Here is a 12751-nt window from a genome sequence, read left to right as displayed (position 1 = left end):
GTACAAAAATAAGGCCGTTTCTAACAAACTAATTTATATCCAAAACCTCTGACATTGATAATCTGTATAGAGGCATCCTGTTTTAGTTTTTTTCTTAGTTTAGTAATAAATACATCCATACTTCGACCATTAAAAAAATCATCATCGCCCCAAAGCTTTTTTAAAATCATAGAACGATCTAATACTTGATTTTTGTTTTTAATGAGGTGAAATAATAAATGAGCTTCTCTATGCGTAAGTTGATATGATTCATCGACCGAGGTAAGAAGTTGTTTAGGAAAGTCAAAAGTATATTTTCCTATCTCCAATGATTCAGAACTTTGTTGTGTTTTAGTTCTATGTAGTAAGTTGTTAATTCTAACAATAAGCTCTTCCATGCTAAAAGGTTTTTTTAGATAGTCATTGCCTCCAATAGTAAATCCTTCTACTACATCTTGTGTTTGTGATTTTGCGGTAAGAAATATTATAGGGATGGTATCATCTTCTAATCGGATTTCTTTCGCTAATGTAAAACCATCCTTTTTTGGCATCATTACATCTAGTACTAGTAATTTAGGATTGATAGATTTATATAACGAATAAGCGGTTTCACCATTTTGCGCAAGATGAACTTTAAAGTTTCTTGTTTCTAAACTTTCTTTGATAATCTGCCCCAAAGACGGTTCATCTTCTGCTAATACTATCTCGATAATTTCATCCATTGGGTAGTGTGATTTTAAAATTAGTTTGATCTTGATCTAGAAGTAATTCTATTGTTCCTTGATGCTTTTCAATAATAGTTTTAGTATAAAATAATCCTATACCAAAACCTTTAACATCGTGTGTGTTTCCTTTCGGGACTCTATAAAATTTCTCGAATATTTTATCCTTTTGCGATTTAGTTAAGGATGTCCCGTCATCCTTAATTTCGAGAACAATATTTGGATTGGTATTATTTAAATAAACCTGAATTGTATTACCTCCATATTTGATGGCATTATCAATGATATTATTAATAGCATTTTCAAAATGAAATGCATCCACTTTCTTCCAAATTTTTTCTTGAGAATGATGAAAATATATCTTCTTTTCGGTACTATTTGTTTGGTATTTAGTAGTTATAGTTTGTACGAGATCGACAAGGTTTAATTCTTCTAAATTTAATTCTAGTTCATCACTATCTAGTGTAGCAGTTTCTAGGATTTTTTCTACCATGGTATTTAATTTTCCAAGTTGATTAGAGGACATGTCAATATATTTTTTTGTTTTTTCAGGATCATTTTCACGATTAAAATTTTGGATACCTTCTAATGCTGCACTAATAGTAGCGATTGGAGTTTTAAACTCATGGGTAATATTACTAATCAAATCATTTTTTAATTCTGCAAGTTGTTTTTGATGATTAATGATTCTTAAGAGATATAAAAGGCACCCAATTACAGCACTAACCAATAAAAAAGATAGGGCAATACCGAATAGATTTTTCTTTAAGATTGCACGTGTAGTGTTCATAAAAGATAGTTCTAAAGAACTTCCTCTAGGTAAATAATAAGATTTGGTTTTAGTTTTTAGATCAGATTTATTAATAACATTTTTATTAAATAAAAAAGATGTTCCTGTTTGATCTTGAAATGTAATTCCGTAACTAATTGTTAACTGTTTCCTCTTTAATTGGTTGTTTATAATGGTATCTAAAACTTCTAGTTTTAGAGAGTCTTCATTAATCGAAATTATAATTTTTGATGTAAGTTGCTCAAAAGCTTTTTTTCTAGAATCACCATTTTCTATATCCTTTATTAAATCGGGGAATTCGATCGTTTTAGATGAATCTATACAGAAGCTTGGATGATGGTCCATTCGATCTATACTATCTACAGAAAGACCTCTATATATTTTTATATCACTATGATCTAAGCCTTCAGAGAATGTATAACTCTTAAAGTCAACCTTTCCTGAATCTATTTTCTTTAAAAGGTTTGAAAAATTACTTTTCTTTAAAAAATTGCCAATGTTTGATGAGTCTGAAGAAAAACCAATAGTGTTTTTTTCTGCTAATTCGGTATAATATTGATCAACGGCATTATCTAAACTTATTTGTACTTCATTAATCAATTGTTGTTTGCTAGCTTCGTAATTCTTGAAATTCCAGTATACTTGAATACTTAATGTAACTAGAATTACAAAGGCAATAAAATACAATATACTTCTGTAACTTTTTTTTTGCATAGTTCAAAAATAGGATTCTTAATCGATATAAAAAGAACTGGTTAACACTCGTTAACATTGGTTAACGGTTTGGTTAGCATTTGGTTTTCATATTTGTAGAGTACAAATCATATAAAACTAAAACTAACATGAAAACACGGACTTTAGTAGTATCTACTCTATTTCTTCTTCTTACTTTTTTTCTTAGTCATGCGCAATCTACATATTATCGAAATCATGACGGAATCTTATTAGATGAGAAAGAGTTAAAGGAAGCAGAGAATAAAATGAAGGATAAAATCAAAAAAATTAATAAAAAAGCTGTAGTTGAGATTGAGATAAAAGACACAGATTTTAGAAAGGATTCGATAATCCATGATTTTGGTTTTCATGTGGATTTGAATGGTGCTGTAAATTCGAAAACAAAACTCAAATCATTTAAAGGAAAGAAAATGTTAGCATCTTCTTTAAAAACATTACAAGGGGATCGGATTAATATTAGTGATTTAGAAGGAAAACCAACATTACTTAATTTTTGGTTTACTAATTGTCCTCCATGTATTGACGAAATGCCAGAATTAAATAAGTTAAAAGAACATTTTGGAGAACGTGTAAATTTTGTAGCAGTGACCTATGAATCCAAGGAAAAAGTAGAAAAATTTCTAAAGAAATATAGGTTTGATTTCAGACATATTATAGATGCAAAAGAATATACAGATGCGTTAGAAATGAAATCTTTTCCTAATAATATTATACTGGACAAAAATGGTGTTGTAAAAAATATAGAAGGTGGTATACCCTACATAAGAGATAAAAATGGTGGAATGAAAATGGGAGAAGCTACAGAACTAAAACGTAAACTAGAAACCCTTTTAAAATAATAAAAAATGATAAGATTAATAATAGTAATAACATTGTGTGTTATAGGGAAAATTTCGGCACAGGATTTTCAAGGGATAGCAACTTATAGTACGGATAGAAAGTTAGAAATACAATTGGATAGTACACAGGTGAATTCTGAAATGCAGAAGCAAATTCACGAAATGATGCGTAAGCAATTCCAAAAAGAATATACACTACGATTCAATAAAGAAACATCGGTCTATAAGGAAGAAGAAAGTTTAGGAGCTCCACAACCCGCTTCAGGAATGCAAATAATGATCGCAGGATCTGGAGCCTCAGATATTCTTTTCAAAAATACAAAGGAAGAGAAGTTTGTTGCACAACGAGATATGTTAGGCAAAATGTTTTTAGTAAAAGATACTTTAACCCATTACAATTGGAAACTATCTAATGAAACTAAAAAAATAGGAAACTATAATTGTTATAAAGCGACCATGACCAGAACTCAGGAAATTATTAGGGATATACGAGTTAATGGAGAAGAAGAAAAATCCGAACCAGAAACGGAAGAGATTGAAGTAGTAGTATGGTATACGCCAGAAATACCCGTAAACAATGGTCCAGCAAATTATTGGGGTTTACCAGGACTCATTATGGAGGTTAATGATGGAGACTTGCGAGTTTTATGTAATAAAATTGTTTTAAATCCAAGTAAAAAAATAGAAATTGAGGAGCCAACAAAGGGTAAAGAAGTAACTGAAACTAGATTTGAAGAAATCATGCGTAAAAAAATGAAAGAAATGCAAGATAGAATGCCGCGCCGAGATGATGGTAATAGTATAGAAATTAGAATAGGAGGATAATCATAATCATCGATCAAAACAATCAAAAAATGAACAGGATTTTATTAGTATTATTCATACTTGTGTTTTTTAACATAAAAGCACAAGTAACCACTATACCTTTTGAAGAAGACGGCCTCGTTTTTATAAAGGTACGAGTAAATGAGCAAGAAGAATATTTAGATTTTGTGTTCGATACTGGAGCATCGATCGGGGTTTTGGAGAGTACGGTGGCCCAAAGATTGAATATAAAATCTAATTATTCGCAAAATGCACAAGGTGCAAATGGATCACAAACTTATAATATCGCTACAAATCAAACTGTCAAGATAGGAACAGTCGTATTTGATAACTCGAATTTAGTTCTTGTAGATTTACAAAAACTTTCTCAACGATCTGGTAGAAAAATTCAAGGTATCATAGGGTATGATGTTTTAAGGAAGTATCGAACAAGCTTTGATTTTAAGAAAAAGATGATCACATTATATAATGAAGGTGATTTGATTTCAGGATTGGATTTATACACTAAGATTCCAATGAAATTTGATGGAACACCTATTCCTCAAATTGATTTAACCTTTACTTTAAATGATGGTAATACGCTAACTGGAAATTTTCTATTTGATAGTGGTGCAAATATGAGTGTATTGTTTAATACACCATATGCTGTAAAAAATGATCTTAGAAATAGATCAGGAAAAACAATTAAAGGCAAGGCAAGAGGGCTGAATAAATCTACAACTTATACGAAAGGAACTATAGAAAAATTAAGATTCAGCGATTTCGAATTTACTGATTTACCAATTGATATTTCAGAAGGCAAAGAAGGAGTATCAGGCTCTCCCAATTATACCGGAATCTTAGGAGCACAAATTATTAATAGATTTGACATGGTACTAGATTATGAAAAGAAATTATTTTATTTCAAACCTAATGAAAAGTTTAATACTCCATTTGAATTTCCTACTAGCGGAATAGGTATAGAAAAGGTAGAAGGCAAAATATTAGTAAGTCATGTGGTGCAATCTAGTGAAGCGTATGAAAAAGGTATTAGAGAAGGAGATGAATTACTTAAAATAGATGGATATGGTGGAAAGGAACTAAACTTCTGGAAGAAGCATTTAAAGCATGATCAAAAAAAGGTAGAAATAGAAGTAAAAAATAAATCTGGGAAAGTACATCGAGTAGTTATTTTATTGAAACGATTAATCTAATAGAAAACTGTTGTTTTTTTAGGATATAATTAACTTTTATTGATTAAACCTAGTGCTAATCATAGAGTCTAAATATTTTAAAACTGCCTAATATGAAGACTATATGTACATGGGTTACTATTCTTGTAACCTCTTTAACAATCGCACAGGATTTTCAGGGAAAAGCCTATTATTTCAGTAAAACAGGAATGGATATGGATTTTGGTAGACGACAAATGTCGGAAGACCAGAAAAAAGCTATTGCCGATAGAATGAAATCTGTCATGGAAAAAACCTTTGTGCTTACTTTTAATAAAAGTGCCGCGACCTATAAGGAAGAAGCACAATTAGATGCATCTGGTGGAGGTGGTGGAAGATGGGGAGCTATGCTTTCTGGTTTTACATCTAATAATTATTATAAAAGTATAAAAGATGGTCAATATTATGATCAACGAGAATTTTATGGAAAAAACTTCTTGATCAAAGATTCACTAGCAAAATATAATTGGACTTTAGTTAATGAGACTAAAAAAATTGGAAATTATACCTGTTTTAAGGCAACCACTACTAAAAAAGTGAGTGAAGTGATGGACTTTAGAGCTATGAGAAGAAAGGCTAGGGAACAAAGAGATCAAAGAGAAAACGGATCTGATGATCAGGCAAATGCAGATAATGCTCCGGATATGCCAGAACCACTAGAAGAAATTGAAGTTACTGCTTGGTATACACCAGAAATTCCGGTAAATCAAGGACCAGGATCTTATTGGGGATTACCAGGTTTAATATTAGAAGTACAAGAGGGAAGAACAACACTATTGTGTAATAAAATTGTGCTAAACGCCGAAGAAAAAGAAGAAATCAAACCACCAACAAAAGGGAAAGATGTTTCACAAGCTGAGTTTGATGAAATTACAAAGAAGAAAGTGGAAGAAATGATCGAACAATTCAGTACGCAACGAAGAGGAAGAGGAGGCTTAGGCGGAGGACGCAGAAATTAAAATTCTTTAAAAAAAATTAATCAAAGAAATGAAGCAAAAAATACTATATGCCATATTGTTGGTAGGAATCACTATGTCTGCACAGAAAGTTCAGATTACGGGATTTGTTAAAGATTCAGTTGGTAATCCATTAGAAATGGCGAATGTAATAGCCTATAAAAAAAGTGATAATTCCATGACCGCTTATGGAATTACGAATAGTAAAGGAAAATATGGTTTATCAGTTCCTGCTAATGAAACCTATTTACTTAAGGTAAGTTTTATAGGGCTTTCTGCAAAAGATAAAACTAGTATTGTAAAGACTGAAGATGTAAAAGTAGATTTCCAGATGACATCAGAACAAAATAGCCTTGATGAGGTAGAAATCGTTTATGAAATACCAGTAGTGGTAAAAGGAGATACATTGGTATATAATACGGATTCGTTTACGAACGGTAATGAGAAAAAATTAGGTGATGTTTTAGATAAACTACCGGGAATAGAAGTAAATGATGACGGAGAAATAGAAGTCGAAGGGAAAACAGTTTCTAAAGTAATGGTAGAAGGAAAAGATTTTTTTGATGGAGATTCTAAATTGGCGACAAAAAATATTCCGGCAGATGCATTAGATAAGGTAGAAGTATTGAGAAATTATGAAGATGTTGGCCAAATGCGCGGCCTTCGTAATAACCAGGATCAGGTAGCTATTAACATAAAACTGAAAGAAGGTAAAAAGAATTTTTGGTTCGGAGATATAACCGTAGGAGCAGGAGTAGGAGAGACAGAACGATATTTGGTAAAACCTAAATTGTTTTATTATAATCCAAAATATAGTATTAATATTTTAACCGATTTTAATGATATAGGAGAAGTACCATTTTCTAGAAGGGACTACTTTAATTTTACAGGAGGTTTTAGAAATTTAGGTAGAGGAGGGACTTCTTTTAATATAACAAGTGATGATTTGGCATTTGCTGTGCTACAGAATGATCGAGCGAATGAAATTAACACCAAGTTTGGAGCTGCCAATTTTAGTATGTCTGCTAGTAAAACATTAGATATTAGTGGATATGGAATTGTAAGCAATACTAAAACAGATTTGATCACCAATACAAGAAGAACGTATATTGATGATACTGCTGATCCTACTGACAACACAATAGAGGAAACTTTTGATAATACAGAGCAACGTAGCACTTTAGGATTGTTAAAACTAAGTGCAAGTTATAGACCGAGTAGCAATTTTCGATTAGATTATGACGTTTTTGGGAAACTTTCTCAACAAGAAGAGGATGATACTTTTCTTTCTGTAAGAGATGATATTTCTGAAGATATTAACGAACGATTAGAAAATGACCCTTTTTCTGTACAACAAAATTTAAATGCATATTATACACTAAATTCAAAAAATATTTTCTCTTTTGAAGCACAACATTTATTCCAAGAAGAAGATCCATTTTACAATGCCATTCGGTCCGAAATACCCTTTAGAGGGGTTTTTACAGAAATCAACGATCCTAATGATCCGAATTCAGATACATTTGATCCTTTAGAAGCTTCAGAACGATATAATGTTAATCAACAAAAAAATGTAACTACCAGTAAATTAGATGCAAAATTAGATTATTACTATGTGCTGAATAAAAAGAGTAATCTGAATTTTACAATAGGATCTACTCTAAGCACGCAGAATTTTGACTCTGATATTTTTCAAATTTTAGATGATGGAAATCAAAATAATTTTGAGTCAGAAGAATTTACTAATGATGTTACTTATAATTTTAATGATTTATATGCTGGAGTACATTATAAGTTTATTACTGGAATCTTTACCTTTAATCCAGGAGTTAGTATTCATAATTATGATTTAAAAGATGAGCAATTGGGTACAACGATCAATCAGAATGAGTGGCAGGTATTACCAGATTTTTTTGCTTTAGTACAGTTTAAAAAAAGTGAGAGTCTACGATTTAATTATTCAATTACCGCCAACTATACAGATATAAATAATCTGGCAGAAGGATATGTTTTTAATAATTATAACTCATTATCTCAGGGAAATAGAAGTTTAGAGAATGCATTGTACGATAACTACTCTTTAAACTATTTTAGTTTCAATATGTTTAATTACACCAATATCTTCGCTAGATTAAGTTATACCAATAGACGTAATCCTATTAAGAATACGAGTGTTGTATCTGGTATCAATAGGGTAAATACACCGATAAATTCTAATCTTGCCGATCAGGTTTTATCCGGTAGTGGTAATTTTACGAGGACTTTTGGTAAGATCAAAGGAAACCTAAGTGCTAATGTAAGTTGGTCTAGTTTTAATAATATAGTTAACACATTGCCTAGTGAGAGTATTAGTCTTACACAAACGTATCAGACAGAATGGTCTACAAATTTTAAGAAAGGACCTAATTTTGATCTTGGTTATAGTATTACAGTGAATGATTATGATAATAATGGTGCAGAAAGTACTTTCTATACCAGTCGCCCTTTTGCCAGATTAGATTGGACTTTTGCCAAAGGCTTCCTTTTAAAATCTTCTTATAGTTACTATAATTATCGAGATACCGAAACTACCTTAAATGAATATAGTTTTTGGGATGCAGAGGTGTTTTATCAGAAACCAGATAGTAAATGGGAGTATAAATTTTCCGTTACCAATTTATTAGATACTGAAAGTATCAATAGAGATAGTTTTAATGAATTATTTAATAGTACATCTAGCTATGTAGTGCAACCAAGATATTGGATTTTAAGTGTGAAATATAATCTGTAATTTTGGTTTTAGTAGCGATACAATATTGACATAAGTAGTTCAGGTTTTATAGGTGTATCTCGTTTGATAATAGGAGATTGGTGCTAAAATTGATTGATGAGGTGTATAGTTATATCAAGTGTGGCAAGTTACATGTTCAAGCAAAAAAGATTTTAGTATTCAAAAAAAAGTAACGAAATTAGTTTTGGCTCGTCATCTTACTATGCATACAATTATTAAATTCATTATTTCCATCAGTATCTTTTTGTGTACGGTTATTTCTATAGCACAAAACGGCAACAAAACCATTACAGGGAAAGTTTTAGATAAAGAAAACAACCAACCAATACCATTTGCTTCTATTTACCTAAAAGGGCAGGCAATTGGCACAATATCTAATGAAGAAGGGAAGTTTGTTTTTCATATCTCTAATAAAGAAAATGGTGTAATCATAATATCGAGTCTAGGGTATGATTCTGTAGAGAAAAATATTGATGATTTTAATCTTGATCAGCAAATATTGCTAAGTGCAGAAGTAAATGCGCTGAGTGAAGTGGTGATTACAACGACCAAAAAGAAGAAATTATCGGCAAAACAGATAGTAAAAAAGGCATATCAGGAGATTCCTAATAACTACCCTGATCAGTCTTATATTCTAGAAGGTTTTGTTCGTGATTTGCAAAAAGAAGATAGTACATATGTAGAGTATTTAGAATGTGCAGCTAAGTTTTACAATCAACCTACAAATAAAGAAGTCGAAGCTAAAGTAGAGCTTGTAGCCATAAGGAATAGCTACATTGCAGAAAAAAATCCTTGGAACAAACAGTGGGAAAGAAAAAATTCAATTATCGACTTAATAGAAGATGATTTTATAAGATTTGATTATGGACCCATTAAAGGAAAAAATGGATGGAAATATGAGTTAGAGGATATCTTACCTTATAATCAGAAGTATGTATATAAAATAAAAGGAACAGATGCACCTTTTCAGAAAGCAACACTATACATAGATACAGAATCTTTTGCCTTTGTAAGAATGGAGCTTACGCGAACTGCTCATAAAGGAAAATCATGGAAAAGAAGATTGACACATGGAGGAGAACAAGTGTATTATAATGTAATTTTTGAGTATCAGGAATATAAGGACAAAATGTATCTAAAATATCAAAGGGAAGAAGATACCTGGAATATTTATGATACTAAAACTCCTAGTAAATTACTATTTGTAAAAGAACCAAAAAAAGAATTGTTCGTAAACAAAATCATTGTAGATAATGTAGAGAAATACCCATTTACTCGAAATATGAATTCTGATAGTAGTATAGAAAATCACTCAAGCGAATACAATGCAGAGTTTTGGTTGAACTATAATGCTCCACAACAAACTAAAGAAATAAGCAAAATTGAGCAATATTTAAAAGGAACAAGTAACTAGTAGCAGTTTTACGTTATATCATCTGATAAACATATATCGCTAAAGTCACAGCGACAGCTCCAATAAGAATGCCTATTTTATTTTTAAATGTATTGTTCTTATAAGATGCTCTATTCTCCTTTTTAGACCAATAAAAGATCACGAATGAGATAGCAGCTACAGCGCAACCTATGGCTAAATATAATTTAGTCTGTTGATCAAAATAAGAAGTGTTATTTATAAGCGAAATGCAAATAAAGAAGAATACGAAAAATAGTAACTTGCTGTTTTTTTGAATGGTTTGCATAGTGTTTTGCTTTAAATTTAGAAAATAATTCCAAAAAACTCAATTGATATAATCCTCAGTACAATTTATAAACTTTAGTTCTTTATGAGTTGATGAACTTAGAATTAAAGTATCTTGTTTTATACGATATGTGTATTCCACATTGTCAAAAGGTAATGATTCATTAATAGTATGGTAATAATTTTTTATTTCTTTACTAAGGTTCTTATCTTCTTGTTGAGCAACTGGTAATTTTGCTAAACTATCACTTAGAAAATGATAAGCTTCCTCAGAATAATGCTTCCCTTTTAGTTGGATTGTTTTGGTCACAGTATCTAACTCAATATTTCCAAAATATAGGTTTTTGGAGAAATCTTTAATTTTGATTTGATTGTGATAATCAAATGTTATCTTATACAATCGATGCGATGGATCGTGATTTCCAGAAACGATCCTCCAAATACCATGAAGTTCATTTTCGGTCATATAATTTTGTTTAAGATTATTTATGTAATCATACGCATACCAAATCATAATTGGAATAATTAAAAACTTAAGCCAGTATATTTTTTTTAACTTCTGCGGTACTATTTGTGGTATTAGTTGAACCGTTTCAAAAGCTTTTAGGAAATAGGTTTTAAATCCTTTCCAATCTGAAAATAGTAAAAAGAAACCTAGAGCCGTAAGTTTTGCCGCATGCCATAATGCGCCATCAATTTCATAAAAAATATCTACAAATAAGATATTTACCATAAAACTTAGAAATAATACGATCCCTAATCGTTCTGTTTTTCTAAACAATAATAGCAATCCTGCGATGATCTGCGTAGTGGCTATGACCAACCCATAACTTCTAGAGTATCCATAATAAAGCCAAGTAAACATAAAACCATTAAAATTATCAAGTCCCGTATCAGTGAGATAACTAAGCCCCATATTAAACTGAGTTTTAAGTATCTTACCAAAAGCATATGAGAACATATTATAGGCGATATAATATCTACAGGCTACTCTTATTAAATATAAAATATTGGTTTTGATAAATTGAGTGATGTTTTGCAATTGACTCATAAGAGATTTTAAATTACTGATCGATATTTTTCTTTACTTCTATTTTTTTCTGCTCTTTTTCTTCAGGAATTCTTTTTATCATCATTAGCATTTGCCCTAAGTGACTGGACTGATGTTCCATTACATGAAACCAAGCGTAGTGATTATTCATAATAGACCCAGGCCTCATATCATTTAACCAAGAATCATTACGTTTTTTAAACTCTTCTATAGTTTTAGTACGCACTTCTTTATAAATATTTAGATAATAATCTATTGGTTTCCCTTTATAAAGATCCCTTGCTTTTTCTCCTAGGTCTAAAGCCGTCATCCATTTTTCTTTCTCTTCTTCGTTAAAACCTCTTTTCTCAAAAGTATAAACTTGGTAATAAACCTCTGCTGCAGCAAGATGCATAATTAAGGCACCGATGCGATTGGCTTTTTCATCCATTAGATGATCGGTTTGTCGGATGTCTAAATCCTGCACTCGTCTTTCTACACGGGTACTTAGGTTATTGAGCATTGATATCATAACTCCTATCTGTGGAGAAAATTCTTCATCTGTTTTAATGACATAACTGTTTACGATATTTTTCCCTTCGATCAATAAACTTTTTGATGTATTGTCATCATTTTTTATAGATTGCGCTGTGAATTCTTTGATGAGAACTACTTTTTCTCTGCCAACACCCTGATTCCATCCAGGAATAAGTTCGTTTTTTACAGGATCTTCAAAGGACGCATTGGTAAGTGATATTGGTTCATAATCCCCTTTCTTGTTTTGTATGGATAACTGTATGTCATCAAAATAAAATTTACCATTATTTAAGCATAATCCTCCGAAGTTAATGGTTTTAGCATTCTTGTCAATTTCACCTTCAATAGTGTATGTATTCCATTCATTTTTGGTAGCAGGCCGATCCATCATATTGTCAAAAAAACCACTCTCTCCATTTGTGTTATCTACTCTTGCCCATAATGCAGCTACTCCTGTAGTGTCTGTTCTATCTACTTTAATCAGCCCTTGTAATTTAAATTTTGTTTTTTTGTCTGTTTTTACTTCTATTGTTTGTGTAAAAGAAGTCCAATCTCTAGATACTTTTTTGGTTTGTGATGATACATCATATTGATGAAAGACAGCCAATACAATCAGTAGTTTTATTATTTTATTCATTTTGCAAATTGATGTTTTTAA

General features: G+C 31.0%; 11 protein-coding genes. 6 read left to right on the top strand and 5 right to left on the bottom strand.

Going from position 1 to position 12751, the window contains the following annotated elements; genetic code table 11:
* Window positions 1-20: 20 nt before the first annotated feature.
* Both NMK29_RS16990 and NMK29_RS16985 read right to left on the bottom strand, forming a co-directional pair.
* Window positions 21-701: a response regulator transcription factor gene (locus tag NMK29_RS16990; protein WP_108802067.1), complete on the bottom strand. Its 681-nt coding sequence runs from the start codon at window positions 699-701 to the stop codon at window positions 21-23.
* Window positions 694-2205, bottom strand: coding sequence for a sensor histidine kinase KdpD (locus NMK29_RS16985; RefSeq protein WP_108802066.1), 1512 nt, complete (start codon window positions 2203-2205; stop codon window positions 694-696). Before NMK29_RS16985 ends, NMK29_RS16990 begins: the two co-directional genes overlap by 8 nt.
* Window positions 2206-2333: 128 nt before the next feature.
* Between NMK29_RS16985 and NMK29_RS16980 the strand changes: the two genes are divergently transcribed.
* The 6 genes from NMK29_RS16980 (at window position 2334) to NMK29_RS16955 (ending at window position 10241) form a co-directional block, all read left to right on the top strand.
* Window positions 2334-3065 carry a TlpA disulfide reductase family protein gene (locus NMK29_RS16980; RefSeq protein WP_108802065.1) on the top strand — a complete coding sequence of 244 codons (732 nt, stop codon included), beginning with the start codon at window positions 2334-2336 and terminating at the stop codon, window positions 3063-3065.
* 6 nt (window positions 3066-3071) lie between these two features.
* Window positions 3072-3890, top strand: a complete 819-nt coding sequence (locus NMK29_RS16975; protein ID WP_108802064.1) for a GLPGLI family protein — start codon at window positions 3072-3074, stop codon at window positions 3888-3890.
* 29 nt (window positions 3891-3919) lie between these two features.
* The gene (locus NMK29_RS16970) at window positions 3920-5083 is read left to right on the top strand and encodes an aspartyl protease family protein (RefSeq protein ID WP_108802063.1); all 1164 of its coding nucleotides are present in this window, start codon (window positions 3920-3922) and stop codon (window positions 5081-5083) included.
* Window positions 5084-5175: 92 nt separating this feature from the next.
* A complete protein-coding gene (locus NMK29_RS16965; protein ID WP_108802062.1) occupies window positions 5176-6060 on the top strand; it encodes a GLPGLI family protein in 885 nt (294 codons plus the stop codon).
* 28 nt (window positions 6061-6088) lie between these two features.
* The gene (locus tag NMK29_RS16960) at window positions 6089-8827 is read left to right on the top strand and encodes an outer membrane beta-barrel protein (RefSeq protein WP_108802061.1); all 2739 of its coding nucleotides are present in this window, start codon (window positions 6089-6091) and stop codon (window positions 8825-8827) included.
* 202 nt (window positions 8828-9029) lie between these two features.
* Window positions 9030-10241: a carboxypeptidase-like regulatory domain-containing protein gene (locus tag NMK29_RS16955; RefSeq protein WP_108802060.1), complete on the top strand. Its 1212-nt coding sequence runs from the start codon at window positions 9030-9032 to the stop codon at window positions 10239-10241.
* Between the two features lie 13 nt (window positions 10242-10254).
* Here NMK29_RS16955 and NMK29_RS16950 read toward each other — a convergent pair whose 3' ends face one another.
* From NMK29_RS16950 to NMK29_RS16940, 3 genes are read right to left on the bottom strand one after another with little or no spacing between them, the layout of a single operon-like run.
* On the bottom strand, window positions 10255-10527 hold the full coding sequence (locus tag NMK29_RS16950) for a hypothetical protein (RefSeq protein ID WP_108802059.1): 273 nt from the start codon (window positions 10525-10527) through the stop codon (window positions 10255-10257).
* A gap of 39 nt (window positions 10528-10566) precedes the next feature.
* On the bottom strand, window positions 10567-11577 hold the full coding sequence (locus NMK29_RS16945) for a hypothetical protein (RefSeq protein WP_159092096.1): 1011 nt from the start codon (window positions 11575-11577) through the stop codon (window positions 10567-10569).
* A 13-nt stretch (window positions 11578-11590) separates the two neighbouring features.
* A complete protein-coding gene (locus NMK29_RS16940) occupies window positions 11591-12730 on the bottom strand; it encodes a DUF664 domain-containing protein (protein ID WP_108802057.1) in 1140 nt (379 codons plus the stop codon).
* Between the last annotated feature and the right edge of the window lie 21 nt (window positions 12731-12751).

It is taken from the genome of Aquimarina sp. Aq107 (assembly GCF_943733665.1).
GTDB lineage: Bacteria > Bacteroidota > Bacteroidia > Flavobacteriales > Flavobacteriaceae > Aquimarina.
The sequence above is the reverse complement of the archived record's forward strand: the minus strand, read 5'-3'. Positions and strand labels throughout refer to the sequence as shown.